Source organism: Rhizobium altiplani, assembly GCF_001542405.1.
In the GTDB taxonomy this organism is placed as follows: Bacteria; Pseudomonadota; Alphaproteobacteria; order Rhizobiales; family Rhizobiaceae; genus Rhizobium; species Rhizobium altiplani.
The window spans coordinates 104,565-123,569 of the sequence record NZ_LNCD01000085.1; the positions used below are offsets into that span (position 1 = coordinate 104,565).

The window sequence follows — 19,005 nt, forward strand, 5'->3', positions numbered from 1 at the left end:
AGGTAAGTCACCATGTCATACCCCAGTAAGCCATTTCCTGCCACGACGCCGCAACCGGCCTCGGGGCAGACGGAATTGCTGAGCGCCCTTTCGTCCTCCCCTCAAGACTGCGCTCTTTTTCTCGATATCGATGGGACGGTGCTTGACCTGGCCGAGATGCCGGACGCGATCGTCGTGCCGCCGTCTTTGCCGGCGGCGCTTGACGCGGTCTCGCGCAGGCTTGGCGGTGCGCTTGCCTTGGTAACAGGGCGAGCGCTTGCCTATGCCGACGCGCTGTTTGCGCCATTTCGTTTTCCGATCGCCGGCTTACACGGCGCCGAACTGCGCGGACCTGATGGCAGCGTCGCAAAGGCCGAGACCACTGCCGCATTCGAAGCGATGAAAGCGGATCTTCGCAGGGCGGCTGAAAGCCTGGACGGCGTCATCGTGGAAGACAAAGGCGCCGCCGTTGCCGCTCACTATCGCCTTGTGCCGCAAAGGCAGACAGAGGTGGAGCCGATCATGGAGGCGATGCTGTCCAAGGTAGGGCCCGACTGGACCTTGCAGCGCGGCAAGATGGTTCTCGAAATCCGACCGGCCAGCGCCGACAAAGGTCAGGCCATAGAGGCGTTTCTTTCGATGCCGCCATTTGCCGGCAGGCGTCCGATCACCATCGGTGACGACGTCACGGATGAGGCGATGTTCCGTGTCGCCAATCGCCAGGGCGGCCTCTCCGTTCGGGTCGGCTCGCCCTCCGACACCACCGCCGCCTTGACGCTGCCTTCGGCGTCGGCGGTGCGGGAACTGATCGCGCAGTTCGCCGTTTGATCCCAAGCACCACGTGCTGCCCTCCCAGGAAAGGAATTTTCGTGTCCCGTCTCGTCATCGTTTCCAATCGCGTGCCAGCTCCCGTGAAGGAGGGCGCAGCCTCGGCCGGCGGACTGGCGGTGGCGCTGAAGGCGGCGCTGGAAGAACGCGGCGGTATCTGGATGGGTTGGTCCGGCAAGTCGAGCGAAAACAACGAGCCCGGCCCGCTCTCCCTGACGGGGGAAGGCAAGATCACCTATGCGCTGACCGATCTCACCGGCAAGGACGTCGAGGAATACTACTTCGGCTTCGCCAATCGCGTGCTTTGGCCGATCTGTCACTATCGGCTGGACCTTGCGGAATACGGCCGCAAGGAGATGGCGGGATATTTCCGCGTCAATCGCTTCTTCGCGCATCGGCTGGCGCCGTTGCTCAAGCCTGACGACATCATCTGGGTACATGACTACCATCTGATTCCGCTGGCCGCGGAATTGCGGCAGATGGGCTTCAAGAACCGCATCGGCTTTTTCCTGCACATTCCCTGGCCGCCCGCCGATGTGCTCTACACCATGCCGGTTCACGAGGAGATCATGCACGGACTTGCGGCCTACGATCTTGTCGGCTTCCAGACGGACCACGATCTGGAGAACTTCGCCGGTTGCCTTCGCCGCGAGGATATGGGCGATGCCATCGGCGACGGCCGCTTCACGGCGAATGGTAAGGTCTTCAAGGGCGGAGCCTACGGCATCAGCATCGAGACGGCAGCCTTTGCCGAGTTCGCGAAGAAGGCCGGCAGCCATCACATGGTGCAGAGGGCGCGGCAGAGCATCAAGGACCGCGACCTGATCATCGGCGTCGATCGGCTGGATTACTCCAAGGGCATCACGCAGCGGCTGGATGCCTTCGAGCGCTTCGTCGTCAACAATCCGGCCCACCAGCGCAAGGTCACCTATCTCCAGATCACCCCGAAGTCCCGCTCGGAGGTGCCGGAATACGAACAGATGCAACGCACCGTCGCGGAGCAGGCAGGCCGCGTCAACGGTGCCTTGGGAACCGTGGACTGGGTGCCGGTCCGCTATATTAACCGCTCCGTCAGCCGCCCAATCCTCGCCGGTCTCTATCGGCTCGCCAAAGTCGGACTGGTCACGCCGCTTCGCGACGGCATGAACCTCGTGGCAAAGGAATATGTCGCAGCGCAGGACCCGGAAGATCCCGGCGTTCTGGTGCTCTCCCGCTTTGCAGGCGCGGCGCGCGAATTGAAGAGCGGCGCGCTGCTGGTCAATCCCTATGATATCGAAGGAACGGCCAACGCGCTGGCGCGCGCCCTGAACATGCCGATGGAAGAGCGCCGCGAGCGCTGGCAGCGGATGATGGACTATTTGCTTGAGCACGACGTGACGCGCTGGTGCGACGACTTCCTCAATGACCTGGCTGCCTGAGCGCGAGTTCAGACGATTCCCACCTCTGCCATAAGCCATGCCGTGAGCAGATCGCTTTGAGCGTCGCGTGTTCGCGGCGGCAACAGCCAGTAACCCCGGTCCGGCGCCTCCAGCGTCGGGCCTGCGGTTCTCAGCATCCCCGACGCGAGCAGCGGGTCGACGAGGCCCATCCATCCGATGGCAACGCCCTGCTCACCGATAGCGGCCTGCACGACCAGAGAGTATGTGTTGAAGCTCAGATCGCCCTGCCCCGCGTTAGGATTGCGACTGACCCCGAGTTGCGCGAAGTACCGCCGCCAATCGAACCAAGGCGAAGGCTCCGGCGCATCGAGATGGATCAGGCGTGCGCGGGCAAGGTCAACCGGCGTGGCGATAGCGCCATGGCGATCAAGGAAGCCCTGCGTACAGACGGGCGTGACCCTTTCCGGCAAGAGCAGAACGGCCTGGCGCTCGAACTCCGCGCGCGTACCAAAGACAACGGCAACGTCGCCGTCATCAGAGCGGTCGCCCTGCACTCTTTGCGTCGCGACAATCTGAATATCGACGTTCGGGTAAAGGGCGCTGAACGCATGCATGCGCGGAATCAGCCATAGCGCGGAAAACGCATAATCTGTGCGCAGCCGGATGATCGGCCGATCTGCTTCGTTGCGGAATCGCCGCGCCAGTTCATCGATGTCGCTGACACTCTTTGCCACGACATCGAGGAGACGCTGGCCTTCCGGCGTCAACTCCACTCCCCGATGCTGCCGCTTCAACAGGCTGACGCCGAGTTGCTCCTCCAAACGACGGATCTGATAGCTCACGGCCGGCTGAGTCAGGCCAAGAACACTTGCCGCCGCCGACAGGCTCCCAGTCTTGCCAATTTCCGCGAAGATGCGCATCCACCCAAGATCGAGACGACGGCTTTCCATAAAAATTCCTTAGAGGAGACGTCAAAAAATGCCTACTTCACAGGTCATTCGATATTGATAATCAATAAATCAAACAGATGGCAAACGTGAGCGCCTCTCGAACTCTAAGCAGTCGATGCCAACTGGAAGACCTCCGCAGACGCGGCTAAGTTCCCGCTCTCGCAAACTGAAGGACGATACGCATGGCGCGCCCGAATATTCTCATTCTGATGGTCGATCAGTTCAATGGCACGCTGTTTCCAGACGGACCGGCTGATTTCCTTCACGCGCCTCATCTGAAGGCCCTGGCAGAGCGTTCGGTGCGCTTCGCCAACACCTATACGGCAAGTCCGCTTTGCGCCCCGGCACGGGCGTCCTTCATGTCCGGGCAGTTGCCGAGCCGGACTCGCGTTTATGACAATGCCGCCGAGTTTGCGTCCGATATCCCGACCTTCGCGCACCACCTGCGGGCGGCGGGCTATCATACCGCCCTGTCGGGAAAGATGCATTTCGTCGGCCCCGACCAGCTGCATGGCTTCGAGGAACGTCTGACGACCGACATCTATCCCGCCGATTTCGGCTGGACGCCTGACTACACCAAGCCCGGCGAGCGCATCGACTGGTGGTACCACAATCTCGGCTCGGTGACGGGCGCCGGCGTTGCAGAAATCACCAATCAGATGGAGTATGATGACGAGGTCGCCTACAACGCGACCCGCAAGCTCTACGACCTCTCGCGCCGTCACGACGACCGCCCCTGGTGCCTGACGGTGAGCTTCACGCATCCGCACGACCCCTATGTCGCGCGCCGCAAGTACTGGGACCTCTACGAGAATTCCCCAGCGCTGGATCCTGAGGTCGGCACAATTCCGTTCGACGAGCAGGATCCGCACTCGCAGCGTCTGTTGAAAGCCTGTGACTATGATGCCTTCGACATCACGCCGGAACAGATCCGGCGCGCGCGACAGGGCTACTTCGCCAGTATCTCCTACATCGACGACAAGATCGGCGAGATCCTTGACGTGCTCGAGCGCGGGCGGATGGCGGACAATACGATCGTTCTGTTCGTTTCCGACCACGGCGACATGCTTGGCGACCGCGGCCTCTGGTTCAAGATGTGCTTTTTCGACGGTTCATCGCGGGTGCCTCTGACGATCGCGGCGCTGGGCTGGACACCGGCCTCTATCCGGCAGCCTGTCTCGACGCTTGATGTGACCCCGACGCTGGCGGCACTGGCGGGCATCGACATTGCCAAGCTGGCGCCATGGACGGATGGCGAGGACCTGACGCCACTTGCAACAGGCACTGGCGGTCGTGGCCCGGTGCCCATGGAGTATGCCGCGGAAGGGTCGGAAGCGCCGCTCGTCTGCCTGCGGGATGGCCGCTTCAAGCTGACGCTCTGCGACAAGGACCCGCCGATGCTGTTTGATCTGGAGGCGGACCCGAAAGAGCTGATCAACCTCGCCGGCGATACCGGGTATGCCGACGTCCTGGCGAAGCTCACAGCCCTGGCCGAGAAACGCTGGAACCTGCAGAATTTCGATGCCGCCGTGCGCGAAAGCCAGGCACGCCGCTGGGTGGTCTACGAAGCGTTGCGGAATGGGGCGTACTACCCTTGGGACTACCAGCCACTGCAGAAGGCGTCAGAGCGTTACATGCGCAACCACATGGATCTGAACGTACTGGAGGAAAGCCAGCGCTATCCGCGCGGCGAGTAAATTGCAGCAGCACACCTCAGCCACTACACTCCGCACGCAAAACAGGAGGCTTCGATGCAGATCAGTGCACGCAATCGCTTGAAGGGAAAGATCGTCGAGGTGAAGGAGGGTGCGACCACGGCGCACGTCCGGATCGATATCGGCGGCGGCTCCATCGTCACGGCCTCAATCACCAACGAAGCGGTCGATGAACTCGGGCTTGCCGCAGGCGGCGACGCCTATGCGGTCGTCAAGGCCTCTGATGTCATGATCGCCGTCGACTGACCGTCAGGCTTTCCTGCAATAATGTGCCTCGTCGTCGCCGGTCTGGAAATCGCCAGGCTGCGGCGGCGCGATCGGCTTGAACAGCGTGCGATCGGGCTTCAGATCGAGAAGCGGTGTCCCGTCCAGGCAATCCATACCCCGCACCAGCAAGACGCCGTCTTCGACCCCTTCCAGCTTGACGATCGAGGTACCGATCGGATTTGGCCGCACCGGCGAGCGAAGCGAAAACGTGCCATGGACTTTTCCGCTATTGGCGGGGCTTTGCAGAACAAGATCGCGCCGCGCCCGATCCAGCCAATAGAGTACTTCCAGCCGCTCGAAGGCTTCCACGCCCCTGAGAGCCTGTCTCCAAGGCTCGAATATCTCGATTTTGCAGAGCGGACCGTCGTGCCGCCCCTGGCGCGGTGTCTCCATGCGCGAGGTCCAGGGCGTCGAGATACGCCCGATGAACACTAGGCCAGCGTCGGTCGCCGGGGGCACTTCAACCGCGACCTCATTTTCCCTGATTTCATTCTCGCGAACCATGAACGCTCCCTTTCGGAACGGCATCATGGCAGATCGTTGTATCCAATCCAATATCACGCCGCCTTGACGGCGTGATATTCCTTGAGGGCGGCCATCTTGATCGCCGGATAGCGCTCGGCCTCGTAACGCAGCGAGAAGCTGTCCTGCGCCAGGAACACCGGATCATGATCCAGATCCCGCGCGATATCGCCGCGACGCGCGGTGATGAACTTTTCGAGCTCCGCCGGCTGATCGGCCGAAATCCAGCGGCAGACGGAAAAGCGCGACATTTCAAAGGAAACCGGCAGGCCATATTCGGCCATCAGGCGTTCCTTCAGAACATCGAGCTGCAGGGCGCCGACAACGCCAACGATAGCCGGCGAACCATCTTCCGGCGAAAACAGCTGGACAACGCCTTCTTCAGCCATCTGCTGCAGCGCTTCCTTGAGCTTCTTCGCCTTCATGGCGTCTTCCAGACGTACGCGGCGCAGGATTTCCGGCGAGAAGTTCGGCACGCCCTGGAACACCAGCGACTCTCCTTCCGTCAGCGTATCGCCGATGCGCAGCGTGCCGTGGTTGGGAATGCCGACGACGTCGCCGGCGTAGGCCGTATCGGCCAGCTGGCGCTGCGAGGCGAAGAAGAACTGCGGCGCGGTGAGACCGAGCTGTTTGCCGGTACGCGACAGGCGAGCCTTCATGCCGCGCTCGAGCTTGCCGGAGCAGATGCGGGCAAAGGCGATGCGGTCGCGATGGTTCGGGTCCATGTTGGCCTGGATCTTGAAGACGAAGGCGGTCATCTTGTTGTCGGTCGCCTGCACGGTGCGGATATCGGCCACCTGGTCGCGCGGCGGCGGCGCAAACTCGCCGAGCGCGTCAATGAGGTCGCGAACGCCGAAATTGCGCAGCGCCGAACCAAAGAAAACCGGCGTCAGATGGCCTTCGAGGAAGGCCTTCTTGTCGAAGGGTTTGCAGGCCTCGATCGCCAGCGTCGTCTCCTCGACGAACGCGTCGCGCTCGTTTTCCGGCAAGCGATGGGCAACCATCTCGGGATCGGTGACCTTCGTCATGATCTCCTGCGTGTCGGCACCGCGCACCTCGTTCGTTGCGAGGTGATAGGAGCCGCAGAAGGTCTTCGACCGTCCGATCGGCCACGTCACCGGCGCGCAATCGAGCGCCAGCTTTTCCTCGACTTCATCCAGGATTTCGAACGGGTCGCGGCTTTCGCGGTCCATCTTGTTGATGAAGGTGATGATCGGAATGTCGCGCATGCGGCAGACTTCGAACAGCTTCAGCGTCCGCGGCTCGATACCTTTGGCGGCGTCTATCACCATGACCGCGGCATCGACGGCCGTCAGCGTGCGATAGGTGTCGTCGGCGAAGTCTTCGTGGCCGGGCGTATCGAGAATGTTGAAGACATTGTCCTTGTACTCGAACGTCATGACCGAGGTGACGACGGAAATGCCGCGCTCACGCTCGATCTTCATCCAGTCGGAGCGCGTCTGCATGCGATCCTTCTTTGCCTTGACTTCGCCGGCAAGCTGGATGGCGCCGCCGAACAGCAGCAGTTTTTCGGTGAGCGTGGTCTTACCCGCGTCCGGGTGCGCGATAATAGCGAATGTGCGGCGGCGGGAGACCGCCTCGGCGAGACTTTCGGCCATGATGTGAATCCTGTGGAATTGCGGCGTATCTAGCGATTAAAGCCCGGCATTGCAATTGACCTTGGCGCATCGGGCGCAAACTAATGCCCCATGACAATCCATACCGATACGCGCCCGACGCTCAACATCATCCGCCTCGCCAATGGCCAGGGCCTCGATCTGCCCACTTACGAAAGCAAGGGGGCGGCCGGCATGGACCTGCGCGCCGCCGTTGATGCCGACGCGCCGACCATTCTACAGCCTGGCAAGCGTGCGCTGGTGCCGACGGGCTTCGTCTTCGAAATTCCGGAAGGATTCGAGGGCCAGGTACGCCCGCGCTCCGGCCTTGCCTTCAAGCACGGGCTCACCTGCCTCAATACGCCGGGAACGATCGACAGCGACTATCGCGGCGAGGTCAAAGTCCTGTTGATCAATCTCGGCGAAGAGCCGTTTGAGATCACAAGGGGCATGCGCATCGCGCAGATGGTGATTGCGCCGGCAATCCAGGCCCATATCTGCGAAATCTCCGAGGCGAGTGCCACGGCGCGCGGCGCTGGTGGCTTCGGCTCGACCGGCGTATGACCTCCAAGGGTATCGATCATTCCGGCCTGACCTTCCGCCGAGACTATTTCGGCGACCTCAAGGCCTGGCAGGCACTGGTCGATCTCCTGAAGGACACATTCGCTATCGATATCGGCCCGTTGCAGCAAATGGGCGGGCCGGACCCGAGCAGCATGCCCTTCGGCTGGTTTGACGGCGATGGCCTGCTTGCCGCCAATCTTTCGGCCTTTGCAATGCCGCTTGTTATCAACGGTCGACCGCTGAATGCTGCCGCCTTCCAGTCCGGTGCGGTTCGCCCGCCTTGGCGTGGGCGCGGCTTGTATCGCGACCTGACCCAAAAGGCGCTCGCCTGGTGCGAGGAGAAGGGTTTCGAAGCCATCGTGCTCTACACCGACAAGCCGGCGCTCTATGGACCTTACGGCTTTCGCGTGCTGCCGCTGCACGCTTATTCCGGCAAGGCACCGACGGTACCGAAAGCACAGAGGTCGGCCCGGCGTCTCAATCCGCGAGAAACGGCAGACCTGGAGATGTTAAGCGCCGTCTTGAAGACGCGTCAGCCGGTCTCGGACGTGCTCGCCGTTTGCGAGAGCGCCGCGATGTTTCTGATCAACACCCAGCTCGATCCTGGCGTCAGGATCAGCTGGCTGGAACGGGAACGGGCCGCAGTTGCATGGAAGATGGACGCGCCGCGACATGTCATGCTGCTCGACGTCGTCGGCGGCAGTATCCCGTCGCTCGCGACGATCATTGGTGCACTCGACGTCGAGGCTGAGATCGTCGATGTGCTGTTTTGCCCGGACAAGCTTGACTGGAGTGGACAGGCGAAGCCTCTTGAGAGCCACACGCGTCTGATGATCCGAGCGCCCGGCACCATCGCCTTCGATCGACCAGCCATGCTCTCGCCGATGGCCGACTTCTGAGCTACCGCTCGCGCGAAAGCGGAGGCAGACGCCGCTTGACCGGCGATGCCTTGACCATCGAGGTGCTTGTTTCGGCCTTCTCCGCAACCTTGTCGAGGATCGTGTCGAGCTCCGGCATCGAGCGGACGACGAGCCGGGCAATGAAACAGTCATCTCCCGTCACCTTGTCGCATTCCACGAACTGAGGCGTCTCCTGGATGATCCGCTGAACGACATGCAATTGCCCGGGCAGCGGCCGAACGCGCACGATCGCCTGCAGCGGATATCCAAGCGCGGCCGGGTCGATGCCGATCGTGAAGGCGGCGATGATCCCGCGCTCTTCCAGGCGGCGGAGGCGTTCAGCGGCACTGGGCGAGGACAGCCCGGCAGCCTGGGCCAGTTCCTTCAACGAAATGCGGGCGTTCTCCGCCAACGCCTCCAGGATCTTCTGGTCGACATCGTCGATCACATTATCATTAGGCGAAACAGACATTATCCCTCACAATGATAGGAAAGAGCCGCAACCAACCTAATGCAAACTATATAATGCAGCGCAGTGCCGCAATAGTCTTCATCCATCGAGATGGAGAGATGTGATGCAGAGCGAAATCCGCGCCGGCGCGACCCAGATGACCGCCGCAATGCTGATATCGGGGACAATCGGTTGGTTCGTGGTGATGTCCGGCCAGCCGGTGAGCGGCGTGGTGTTCTGGCGCTGCCTCTTTGGCGCGATCAGCCTGCTTGTCGTATGCGCGGCAATGGGGCTGCTGCGACCGGGCGTCATCAGCCTGAAATCGGCAGGCATCGCTGTCCTCGGCGGCGTGGCCATCGTGCTCAACTGGTTGCTGCTCTTTGCATCCTACGGCCACACATCGATTTCGATCGCGACGACCGTCTACAACACGCAGCCTTTCATGCTGCTTGGGCTGGGCGCCCTGTTCCTTGGCGAAAAGATCACCGCCGCAAAGCTGTTTTGGCTGACGCTGGCCTTTGCCGGCATGGCGGCCATCGTCGAGGCCAAGCCGGCCGCGGCGGGTGGCCATGAGGGATATGGCCTCGGTATCCTGCTGGCGCTCGGTGCCGCCTTTTTCTACGCTCTCGCGGCGATCGCGGCAAAATGGCTCAAAGGAACGCCGCCGCATCTTATCGCGCTGATCCAGGTGGCGACCGGCGTGCTGATGTTGCTGCCGACGGTGAATTTTTCTGAGCTGCCCACAAATGGCCAGTCATGGTCGATCCTGATTACCCTGGGTGTCGTGCATACCGGTCTGATGTATGTGCTGCTCTATGGCGCGATCCAGAAGCTGCCGATCCATCTGATCGGAGCGCTGTCATTCATCTATCCGATTGCGGCGATCCTGGTGGACCGTTTGGCCTTCGGACACGCCTTGCAGCCGCTGCAGCTCGTCGGCGCTGCCGTCATTCTGGTCGCTGCGGCCGGAATGAACCTTGGCTGGACGCCCGCGCAGCTGTTGCGTACGCGGGCGGGCTGATGATTTAGAGCCTTTCAGGTTTAAAGGACCGGCTACTTCTGCTGCCGGGTCGTTTCGAACAGGAACCAGGTGCGGCGCTCAGCCTCGTCGATCCAGACCTCCAGCAGGCTTGTCGTCGCGAAATCATTATGCTCTGAGCAGACATCGTGCGTCTCGCGCAACAGCGAGACCAGCTGCTTGTTGTCATCACGCAGTTCCGCCAGCATGTCCTCAGGCGTGACGTAGTCTGCATCGTTGTCGTTGATGCGTTGCAGGCGGCCGATATGGCCGATCGAGCGCAGTGTCGTGCCGCCGATTTTGCGGGCGCGCTCGGCGATCGCATCGGTGGTGGCGAAGATCTGCTCGGCCTGCTCGTCGAGCATCAGGTGATAGTCGCGAAAATGCGGCCCCGACATGTGCCAGTGGAAATTCTTGGTCTTCATGTAGAGCGCAAAGACATCCGCCAGCAGCGCCGCCAGGGCGGCCGAAATATCCTGAATGGCATTGCTTTTCAGGTCGGTGGGGGTGGCGAGCGGGGCGAGTTTGCGCTTTTCGGCGGCAGTGGGGCTCATCAGTGTCTCCTTTGGCGAGCGGCGGGTGGCAGGTGTCGGCGCGGTTGGGGGATGCAGGCTCCACCAGCCATAATCACCGCCTTGGAACTAGAACCGCGACAGGCAGCGTCAATAGCGACAAGCGACCGCAGCATGATGACAGAACGACGCTCCTTGAATGGAGCGAGCCGCAGGCGTAGAAGGCGGCTGAAGCAGGAGTCCACATCATGTCATTCACCGCCCTTTTAGCTTACGCTGCGGCGCTGTTCATCGCGGCGGCAATTCCGGGACCGGGCATCACGGCGATCGTCGCGCGCGCGCTCGGTTCGAATTTTCGCGAGACGTTTTTCATGGGCCTCGGCCTCGTGCTGGGCGACATGACCTATCTGACTGCCGTTATCCTCGGGCTCGCCTTCGTGGCACAGACCTTCACCGAGGTCTTCATCGTCATCAAGGTCGCCGGTGCGCTCTATCTCTGCTACATCGCCTACAAGCTATGGACCGCCGGGCTGCTGCCCCAGGACATCGCGGCCAAGAAGGCAAGCAGTGCCGGCATGAGCTTCCTGTCCGGACTGCTGGTCACGCTCGGCAACCCCAAGACCATGCTTTTCTACGTCGCCCTGGTGCCGACGCTGATTAATATCAACAGCGTCGGACCTCGCGAATACTGCACCCTCCTGGCAACCACCTTCGTCGTCCTGCTCGTGGTTCTGGTGCCCTATATGCTGCTGGCGTCGCGGGCGCGCATCATGCTCAAGCAGCCCCGCGCGCTGCAGGCGCTGAACAAGACAGCGGCAGGCATTCTGGCCGGTACGGCAGCCTTTATCGCCACCCGTACGGCGTGAAAAATTCAACCGGCAAAGTTCGGTTGTTAAAGGTTTTTTTCTCAAAGGATGGCCTCAAGCGGGTGAAGCCAGACTGGTTTCCATGCGCCTTTGACCCTATTCTCTCCGCACATTTCACCCAGGGAGAGCCTAATGTCGAAGAAACCTGGCCGCGGCCGCATCTATTCCTCGATCACCGAAACCATTGGCGATACACCGATCGTGCGGCTCGACAAGCTCGCCAAGGCGAAAGGCGTAAAGGCGAACCTGCTGGCCAAGCTTGAGTTCTTCAATCCGATCGCGTCCGTAAAGGACCGCATCGGCGTCGCGATGATCGAGTCTCTGGAATCGCAGGGCAAGATTTCGCCCGGCAAGACGACCCTCATCGAGCCGACATCGGGCAATACCGGGATTGCGCTGGCTTTCGCCGCTGCGGCGAAGGGATACAAGCTGATCCTGACCATGCCGGAAACCATGTCCGTCGAACGCCGCAAGATGCTGGCGCTGCTTGGCGCCGAGCTCGTGCTGACGGAAGGTCCGAAGGGCATGAAGGGTGCGATCGCCAAGGCTGAGGAACTGGCTGCGACGCTCCCGGATGCGATTATCCCGCAGCAATTCGAAAACCCGGCCAACCCGGAAATCCACCGCCGCACGACGGCCGAGGAGATCTGGAATGATACCGACGGTACGGTCGACATCCTGGTTTCCGGCATCGGCACAGGCGGTACCATTACGGGCGCCGGCCAGGTGCTGAAGTCGAAGAAGCCCGGCATCAAGGTGGTCGCCGTCGAGCCGACAGAATCTCCGGTCCTTTCCGGCGGCCAGCCGGGACCGCACAAGATCCAGGGCATCGGCGCAGGCTTCGCGCCGGCAATCCTCGACACCCATATCTACGACGAGATCGTTACGGTAAGCGGCCCCGAGGCTCTGGAACTTGCCCGCGAAGTCGCCAGGCTCGAAGGCGTGCCCGTTGGCATCTCCTCCGGCGCAGCACTGGCCGCTGCTATCCAAGTCGGCCAACGAGACGAGAATGCTGGGAAGAATATAGTTGTGATCATTCCGTCCTTTGCCGAGCGCTATCTCTCGACCGCGCTGTTCGATGGCCTTGGAAGCTAGGCAACGCCTTTTCTGCAGCATCTGGGGCGCCTCGGCGCCCCTTTCTGTTCAGGCAGCCGTGCTTAGCCGCTCACCGGCGATGCGATAGGAAATTGCCTCGGCCAGGTGAATGCGGCCCACCGTCTCGTTACCGTCGAGATCCGCGAGAGTGCGCGCCACCTTCAGTACACGATGGTACCCCGCGCCGAAAACCTCATTTTCTCGGCCGCGTCGCGGAGCAATTGCAGGCCGGCAGGTTCGGGCGCGGCGTAATTTCTCGATCATGGCGGTTGAGCAGCGAGCGTTGGTGCCGACGCCTCCAAGCCCGGCCGCCTCAAAACCGCTACGCTGGATATCGCGGGCACGGCCGACGCGGCGGGCGGCATCCGCGCTCCTTTCAGCCGGCATCGGCCAGATGAGATCGACAGCGGAAACGGCGAGCACATCGATGCGGATGTCGATACGATCCATCAGCCGACCTGATATGCGCGCCTGATAATCCGGCATGCAGCGCGGGCCGCGGGCGCGCCGGCCATGCCGCAGCGGCACGGATTCATGGCCGCAACCAGCTGGATGCTGGCGGGGTAAGCCACGCGATGATTGGCGCGTGCGATGCTGCACTCGCCCGTTTCCAGAGGTTGGCGAAGGGCATCCAGCGCCTGCGGCGAAAACTCCGGGAACTCATCGAGAAACAATACGCCATAGCGGGCAAGCGACGCCTCGCCGGGCTTCGCTCGAAGACCACCTCCGACCAGTGCCGCCATGTTGCCGAATGATGGGGGGTCCGGAAGGGGCGTCGATCCGAGAGCTTTCCGCCGGACAATTGTCCGGCCACCGAATGGATCATCGAGATTCGAGCAGTTCGGCAGCCGAAAGCGATGGCAAAATCGAGGGCAGCCGAGCGGCGAGCATCGATTTTCCCTAGCCGGGAGGACCGACCATCAGCAGATTGTGGCCACCAGCCGCAGCCACCACGAGCGCCCACTTGGCACTCTCCTGCCCTTTGATATCGGCTAGATCAGGCAGGTTCGCCGTATTCGCGCGGATCCCCGGTTCCGGACAGGCGGAACCTGGGTGCCACAAAAGTGATTGGCAAGCGCGATGAGGCTGCGCGGCGCGAGGATGTCGATATCGGGACCGGCCCAGGCTGCCTCCGCACCGCTCTCGGCCGGACCGATCAAGCCCTTGCCGATCGCGTTGGCGCCAATGGCCGCCGGCAGTGCCCCGGCAACGGGAGCAATCGTGCCGTCGAGATTGAGCTCGCCGATAACCACGTAGCCGGAGAGCGCGTCCGCGGGGATCGCGCCGAGAGCGGCCATCAAGCCGAGGGCAATCGGCAGATCGAAGTGGGAGCCCTCTTTCGGCAAGTCAGCGGCGCCAGATTGACGGTAATCTTCTTGGCTGGCAGAGCCAGGCCGGAGGCGTGCAATGCCGCGTGAACGCGCTCTCGACTTTCGGCAACGGCCTTGTCCGGAACCCCAACGATCTGGGTCACGACCCGCCCGGGCGCGACCATGACCTGAACTTCGACCGGAACACCCTCAATGCCCTGAAATGCAACCGTGCTGACGCGTGCGACCATGCCCCAATCCCCTGTGCCGCATCCCACTACACTACAGTTTAACGACGTGTCATTGTCGACAATTGCAATCTTTCATAGAAAACAGAATGGAACAAGAACAATAAAAGAGCGAATTCAAGCCTGCGCTGTAGTCAGGTTGTGGTTGGTTGCACTAGCAGAACAAAGTAAGGAAACGCCCGGATCGATGCCAATCCGGGCGCTCACAAACTCATTATAATTTTGCGGAAGAGCTCTCCTCACCGCGCATGAGGCGGCGAAGCCAAGCGCTAGGCGCGCTTGCGCTCAATCGCGTCCCAAAGAAGGGCTGAGATGTCGGCGCCGCCAAATTTGCGGACCTCCCGAATGCCCGTCGGCGACGTGACGTTGATCTCCGTCATGTAGTCGCCGATGACATCGATGCCGACAAAGAGGAAACCGCGTTCCTTGAGCGCAGGGCCGATACGCTTGCAGATTTCGATTTCGCGGGCCGTCAGGTCAGTCGCCTCGGCGCGGCCGCCGACATGCATGTTGGAACGGCTGTCGTGCTCGGCGGGGACGCGATTGATGGCGCCGACCGGCTCGCCGTCGACGAGCAGGATGCGCTTGTCGCCCTTGCGGACATCCGGGAGATATTGCTGCGCGATGAAGGGCTCGCGGAACAGCTGACCGAACATTTCGAGCAGCGACGACAGGTTGCGGTCGTCCCTGGTCGAATGGAAAACGCCGGCGCCGCCATTGCCGTAGAGCGGCTTCAGGATGATGTCGCCCATCTCGTCCCTGAACCGGCGAATTTCGGCCGCGTCCTTGGTGATCAGCGTCTTCGGCATCAGATCTGCAAATTCGGTGACGAAAATCTTCTCGGGCGAATTCCGGACCCACGCCGGGTCGTTGACGACGAGCGTCTTCGGGTGGATTCGCTCCAACAGGTGCGTCGAGGTGATATAGGCCATGTCGAACGGCGGGTCCTGGCGCAGCAGGATCACATCCATCGTCGACAGATCCACGCGTTCCGGCGCCCCCAGCTCGAAGTGATCGCCCTTGACGTCGCGCAGCACCATCGGCTCCACGGTGGCGTACAGATTGCCATCCCTGAAGCTCAGGCGCTCAGGCGTGTAATGGAAGAGCTTGTAGCCACGGGTCTGGGCTTCCAGGCTCATCGCAAAGGTGGAATCGCCTGCAATATTGATGCCGGCAACATGGTCCATCTGGACCGCTACATTCTTAATCTTGGCCATTTCCGTCCCTTAGCTGATGCCGGACAGATGTAGGCTGCAGATGCCTTGAAAGCAACGCCAATCAATGGCGTCCGGGGCGACGAGCGGGCGAATTCCTCAGGCCGCGATGCCGCTCTTCGGCGCCTCGCCGCGCAACAGGCTGCGAAGCCGGTAGACAAGCGCGACCGGCTTCGGAAACGGCTTTCTCAGGAATGCGACCTTGCGCACATAATTGTCGACGCGCCAGCAGGCCCAGGTGCCCGCCGCGAAGAACGCAACGTCGCCAGCCTCCAGCGTCCGCTCCGTGCCATCCTCGGCAACAATATGGACGCCGCCTTCAAGGATCATCACCGTTTCGTCCCAGTAGAAGTGCCAGCGGAATTCGCCGGCTGTGCAATCCCAGATCGCCGTATATGCCGCATCATCATTGCTGCGCGAATGCTCGCCGGTGCGGGCCTGCGGCTCGCCGCTGATGATCCAGTCCGGGTTGATGGGCGTCGCGTGCATGACGAAGTTATCCCCGGACTTCGCCACGAAGGTCTTTGCTGCCGGTTGCGGAAGACTCGGAAAGGGCACCACTCGTGCGGCCATCGCGACCACGCTCGCCAGCATCACATGAATACCCATGAGCAACCCCCGCTGCTATCCAGTCCTTGTCGGGATAGCAGAGAGTCGTAAAGGCACCGTACAGGCGGTCGGTACAATTTGAATGATCAGCCCAAGGCGTCAGGCGATTTCCGTTTTCACCTGGACGACCTGCGGAGACACGGTATCGCCGATGCGCTTCCCCGTTTCCTGATTGAAGAAATGCAGCTTCTCGGTAGCCACCACCAGGCGCAACTCCGACTTCAGCTCTGTCACAGGGGACAGGACTGCCGTCAATGATTGGTCGCCCAGATTTCCATGCACGAGACGCTGGGAACCAAGCTCTTCCACATAGTCTACCGCAACGGTCATGGCATGTTCGCCGGGACCGGCAAGGCGTAGGTCCTCGGCGCGAATGCCGACGGTGACCGGCCCCGATGTAGGAGCAAGCCCCGCAAGGTCGATCATGCTTGGCCCCAATGCGAGCTTGTCGCCATGCAGTTCGCCCTTGAGCAGGTTCATGGCCGGCGAGCCGATAAAGCTCGCGACGAAGGTCGAGGCCGGGGTGTGGTAGACCTCGAGCGGCGCGCCGATCTGCTCGATCTCGCCGCCGTTCAGAACCACCAGGCGATCGGCCAGCGTCATGGCTTCCAGCTGGTCGTGGGTGACGTAGATCGAGGTGGTGCCGAGCCGGCGTTGCAGGCGCTTGATCTCGCCGCGCATCGAGACGCGCAGCTTGGCGTCGAGGTTGGACAAGGGCTCGTCGAACAGGAAGGCCGCCGGCTTGCGCACGATCGCGCGGCCCATGGCAACGCGCTGACGCTGGCCGCCGGACAGGGCGCGCGGCTTGCGCTCGAGGTATGCTTCGAGTTGCAGCATGCGCGCGGCTTCCGCGACGCGGGCGTCGATCTCGGCCTTCGGCGTCTTGCGATTGCGCAGGCCGTAGGCAAGGTTTTCATAGACCGACATATGCGGATAAAGCGCGTAGTTCTGGAAGACCATGGCAATGTCGCGCTCGGCCGGATCGATCTTGTTGACGACGCGATTGCCGATCTTCACGTCACCCTTGGAGATCTCCTCCAGTCCCGCGACCATACGAAGCAGAGTGGATTTTCCGCAGCCGGAGGGGCCGACGAGGACGATGAACTCGCCGTCCTTGATGTCGATGCTCACGGATTTCACCGCATGCACGTCCCCGGTATAGATCTTGGAGACCTGATTGATTTCGATGGCGGCCATCGGCGTTTCCTTTACTTGTCGCTTTCGGTGAGGCCCTTGATGAACCAGCGCTGGAACACCACGACGATGATGACAGGCGGTAGCATCGCGAGGATCGCGATCGCAAAAGCTTCGTTGTAATCGGGGATCTGAGCGCCGACCCAGACCAGCAGGATCTGCTTGATGCCGCGCACCAGCGTGTAGAAGCTCTCGTCATTGGTCATCAGCATTGGCCAGAGATACTGGTTCCAGCCATAGACGAACATGATGATGAAGATGGCTGCCACCATCGTCTTCGAGAGCGGCACGATGACGTCGAAGAAGAACTTGATTGGGCCGGCGCCGTCGATGCGCGCCGCCTCGAGCAGCTCGTCCGGGATCGATTTGAAGAACTGCCGGAAAAAGAAGGTGCCGGTTGCCGAGGCGAGTAGCGGCACGATCAGGCCGGTATAGGTGTTGATGAGGTGCAGTTGGTGCATCACCTCGTAGGAAGGAAGGATGCGGACCTCGAGCGGCAGCAGCAAGGTCGTGAAGATCATCCAGAAAAACAGCGTTCCAAGTCGAAAGCGGAAATAGACGATCGCATAGGCGGCGAGCATCGACAGCACGATCTTTCCGACGGCAAAGCCGATACCGAGGATCAGCGAGTTCATCAGCATCCGCATGCCGGTCACCTGTCCGGTGAAACCACCTTCGCGGTTCAGGACCGCATTGTAGGTCTCGACGAAATGGTTCCCCCACCTGAGCGTCAAACCGTTGCGGTGAATTTCGGCCGCCTCGTGCGTCGAGGTGAAGAAGGCGACGACGACGGGCGCCATCATGACGAAGACGCCCAGGAGCAGGATAATGTGATCAGTTATCTTGAGACGATACATTGCGCCCCCTCAATTGTAGTGAACGCGCCGCTCAAGGAAGCGGAACTGGAAGACCGTGAGCACGAAGACGACAATCATCAGGATTACCGACTGGGCCGAGGAGCCGCCGAGGTCGTTGCCACGGAAGCCGTCCATGTAGACTTTGTAGACAAGGGTGATCGGATTGTTGGCGGCCTTGTCCTTCACCATCACGTCGACGATGCCGAAGGTATCGAACAGCGAATAGGTGACGTTGATGACGAAGAGGAAGAAGGCGGTCGGCGCCAGGAGCGGCAGGATGACGGTCCAGAAGCGGCGGAAGCCCGAACGGCAGTCGAGCGCCGCGGCCTCGCGAACGGAAACGGGAATGCCCTGAAGGCCAGAGAGAAAGAAGATGAAATTATACGGGATCTGCTTCCAAACGGAGACGACCACCATCGCAAAGGCCGTGTCGAAGTAGTTCAGGCCGATCTTCATGTCCCAGCCGAACAAGGCGGCGAAACGCACGAAGGGGCCTATGTGCTGGTCGAAGAACATCATGCCGATCAGGCCGGCCACCGGCGGGGCGATCGCATAGACCGAAATTAGCACGGTCTTGTAAGCCGAGCTGCCGCGAATGACAGCGTCCGCCTTGACCGCCAGCAGGAGGCCAAGCGACAGCGAGAAAAACGTGACAAGCGCCGTGAAGATCGCCGTAAAGCCGGCAATCGAGCGGTACTCCGCGCTTTCGAGGATGCCCTTGTAATTGTCGAAGCCCACGAAGCTGGAGCCGAAGCCGAAGGGATCCTCAAGGAAGAACGAGGACTTCACCGCCTGAACGGACGGCCAATAGAAGAAAATGAAAATCACCGCCATCTGCGGCAGCAGGAAGAGATAAGGCAGCGTTGGCGACGAAAACTGCACGCGCTTCATGGCGAGACCTTTTTGCAAAGC

The 19,005-nt window shown here is 61.4% G+C and carries 20 protein-coding genes and 3 pseudogenes; 9 read left to right on the plus strand and 14 right to left on the minus strand.

Translation table 11 applies throughout. From position 1 onward, the window contains the following. The first annotated feature begins 12 nt into the window (after positions 1 to 12). Positions 13 to 807, plus strand: coding sequence for a trehalose-phosphatase (gene otsB / locus AS026_RS20375; protein ID WP_062371381.1), 795 nt, complete (start codon positions 13 to 15; stop codon positions 805 to 807). A 41-nt stretch (positions 808 to 848) separates the two neighbouring features. Beyond that, the gene (gene otsA / locus AS026_RS20380) at positions 849 to 2,225 is read left to right on the plus strand and encodes an alpha,alpha-trehalose-phosphate synthase (UDP-forming) (protein WP_062371383.1); all 1,377 of its coding nucleotides are present in this window, start codon (positions 849 to 851) and stop codon (positions 2,223 to 2,225) included. A gap of 8 nt (positions 2,226 to 2,233) precedes the next feature. Here the strand turns inward: otsA and AS026_RS20385 are convergent, their stop codons facing one another. Next, the gene (locus AS026_RS20385; RefSeq protein ID WP_062371385.1) at positions 2,234 to 3,136 is read right to left on the minus strand and encodes a choline sulfate utilization transcriptional regulator; all 903 of its coding nucleotides are present in this window, start codon (positions 3,134 to 3,136) and stop codon (positions 2,234 to 2,236) included. A 182-nt stretch (positions 3,137 to 3,318) separates the two neighbouring features. Here AS026_RS20385 and betC point away from each other — a divergent pair, with 182 nt between their 5' ends. Beyond that, positions 3,319 to 4,833: a choline-sulfatase gene (betC, locus tag AS026_RS20390; RefSeq protein WP_025658661.1), complete on the plus strand. Its 1,515-nt coding sequence runs from the start codon at positions 3,319 to 3,321 to the stop codon at positions 4,831 to 4,833. A gap of 54 nt (positions 4,834 to 4,887) precedes the next feature. Next, entirely contained in the window at positions 4,888 to 5,097 is a 210-nt protein-coding gene (locus tag AS026_RS20395; RefSeq protein WP_062371388.1) for a TOBE domain-containing protein, read from the plus strand. Between the two features lie 3 nt (positions 5,098 to 5,100). On the opposite strand, the gene tsaA is transcribed toward AS026_RS20395, so the two are convergent. Together tsaA and AS026_RS20405 are read right to left on the minus strand one after the other, a co-directional pair. After that, the gene (tsaA, locus tag AS026_RS20400; RefSeq protein ID WP_062371390.1) at positions 5,101 to 5,622 is read right to left on the minus strand and encodes a tRNA (N6-threonylcarbamoyladenosine(37)-N6)-methyltransferase TrmO; all 522 of its coding nucleotides are present in this window, start codon (positions 5,620 to 5,622) and stop codon (positions 5,101 to 5,103) included. 53 nt (positions 5,623 to 5,675) lie between these two features. Then, positions 5,676 to 7,259 carry a peptide chain release factor 3 gene (locus AS026_RS20405; RefSeq protein WP_018116811.1) on the minus strand — a complete coding sequence of 528 codons (1,584 nt, stop codon included), beginning with the start codon at positions 7,257 to 7,259 and terminating at the stop codon, positions 5,676 to 5,678. Positions 7,260 to 7,349: 90 nt separating this feature from the next. Here AS026_RS20405 and dut point away from each other — a divergent pair, with 90 nt between their 5' ends. Further along, complete coding sequence (gene dut, locus AS026_RS20410; protein WP_018855164.1) at positions 7,350 to 7,820, plus strand: dUTP diphosphatase; 471 nt, start codon at positions 7,350 to 7,352, stop codon at positions 7,818 to 7,820. Then, the gene (locus AS026_RS20415; protein ID WP_062371392.1) at positions 7,817 to 8,719 is read left to right on the plus strand and encodes a GNAT family N-acetyltransferase; all 903 of its coding nucleotides are present in this window, start codon (positions 7,817 to 7,819) and stop codon (positions 8,717 to 8,719) included. Before dut ends, AS026_RS20415 begins: the two co-directional genes overlap by 4 nt. 1 nt (position 8,720) lies before the next feature. On the opposite strand, the gene AS026_RS20420 is transcribed toward AS026_RS20415, so the two are convergent. Next, complete coding sequence (locus AS026_RS20420; RefSeq protein ID WP_062371394.1) at positions 8,721 to 9,191, minus strand: Lrp/AsnC family transcriptional regulator; 471 nt, start codon at positions 9,189 to 9,191, stop codon at positions 8,721 to 8,723. Positions 9,192 to 9,294: 103 nt separating this feature from the next. On the opposite strand from AS026_RS20420, the gene AS026_RS20425 reads away from it, so the two are divergent. After that, positions 9,295 to 10,191, plus strand: a complete 897-nt coding sequence (locus tag AS026_RS20425) for a DMT family transporter (RefSeq protein ID WP_062371396.1) — start codon at positions 9,295 to 9,297, stop codon at positions 10,189 to 10,191. Positions 10,192 to 10,223: 32 nt separating this feature from the next. Here the strand turns inward: AS026_RS20425 and AS026_RS20430 are convergent, their stop codons facing one another. Continuing rightward, on the minus strand, positions 10,224 to 10,742 hold the full coding sequence (locus AS026_RS20430) for a Dps family protein (RefSeq protein ID WP_018855168.1): 519 nt from the start codon (positions 10,740 to 10,742) through the stop codon (positions 10,224 to 10,226). Positions 10,743 to 10,948: 206 nt separating this feature from the next. Here AS026_RS20430 and AS026_RS20435 point away from each other — a divergent pair, with 206 nt between their 5' ends. Both AS026_RS20435 and cysK read left to right on the plus strand, forming a co-directional pair. Next, positions 10,949 to 11,566 carry a LysE family translocator gene (locus tag AS026_RS20435; RefSeq protein ID WP_018116817.1) on the plus strand — a complete coding sequence of 206 codons (618 nt, stop codon included), beginning with the start codon at positions 10,949 to 10,951 and terminating at the stop codon, positions 11,564 to 11,566. A 132-nt stretch (positions 11,567 to 11,698) separates the two neighbouring features. Then, complete coding sequence (gene cysK, locus AS026_RS20440) at positions 11,699 to 12,661, plus strand: cysteine synthase A (RefSeq protein WP_018116818.1); 963 nt, start codon at positions 11,699 to 11,701, stop codon at positions 12,659 to 12,661. Between the two features lie 48 nt (positions 12,662 to 12,709). On the opposite strand, the gene AS026_RS43480 is transcribed toward cysK, so the two are convergent. From AS026_RS43480 to AS026_RS20470, 9 genes and pseudogenes are all read right to left on the minus strand, one after another. Then, positions 12,710 to 13,111 (minus strand): ATP-binding protein, encoded by a 402-nt coding sequence (locus tag AS026_RS43480; protein WP_167354910.1) that lies wholly within the window; start codon positions 13,109 to 13,111, stop codon positions 12,710 to 12,712. 15 nt (positions 13,112 to 13,126) lie between these two features. Beyond that, positions 13,127 to 13,404 (minus strand): annotated as a pseudogene (locus tag AS026_RS44025) (ATP-binding protein); the annotation flags it as partial. Between the two features lie 79 nt (positions 13,405 to 13,483). Then, positions 13,484 to 13,615: pseudogene (locus AS026_RS44235) on the minus strand (ATP-binding protein). A gap of 38 nt (positions 13,616 to 13,653) precedes the next feature. Next, positions 13,654 to 14,222: pseudogene (locus AS026_RS44595) on the minus strand (magnesium chelatase domain-containing protein). 266 nt (positions 14,223 to 14,488) lie between these two features. Continuing rightward, positions 14,489 to 15,436 (minus strand): glutathione synthase, encoded by a 948-nt coding sequence (gshB, locus tag AS026_RS20450; RefSeq protein WP_018855176.1) that lies wholly within the window; start codon positions 15,434 to 15,436, stop codon positions 14,489 to 14,491. A 96-nt stretch (positions 15,437 to 15,532) separates the two neighbouring features. Continuing rightward, positions 15,533 to 16,042, minus strand: coding sequence for a cupin domain-containing protein (locus tag AS026_RS20455; protein ID WP_018116824.1), 510 nt, complete (start codon positions 16,040 to 16,042; stop codon positions 15,533 to 15,535). 99 nt (positions 16,043 to 16,141) lie between these two features. Continuing rightward, positions 16,142 to 17,239: an ABC transporter ATP-binding protein gene (locus AS026_RS20460; RefSeq protein WP_062371398.1), complete on the minus strand. Its 1,098-nt coding sequence runs from the start codon at positions 17,237 to 17,239 to the stop codon at positions 16,142 to 16,144. An 11-nt stretch (positions 17,240 to 17,250) separates the two neighbouring features. Continuing rightward, positions 17,251 to 18,093: a sn-glycerol-3-phosphate ABC transporter permease UgpE gene (gene ugpE, locus AS026_RS20465; protein ID WP_018116826.1), complete on the minus strand. Its 843-nt coding sequence runs from the start codon at positions 18,091 to 18,093 to the stop codon at positions 17,251 to 17,253. A 9-nt stretch (positions 18,094 to 18,102) separates the two neighbouring features. Beyond that, on the minus strand, positions 18,103 to 18,984 hold the full coding sequence (locus AS026_RS20470) for an ABC transporter permease subunit (RefSeq protein ID WP_018855179.1): 882 nt from the start codon (positions 18,982 to 18,984) through the stop codon (positions 18,103 to 18,105). Positions 18,985 to 19,005: the final 21 nt, after the last annotated feature.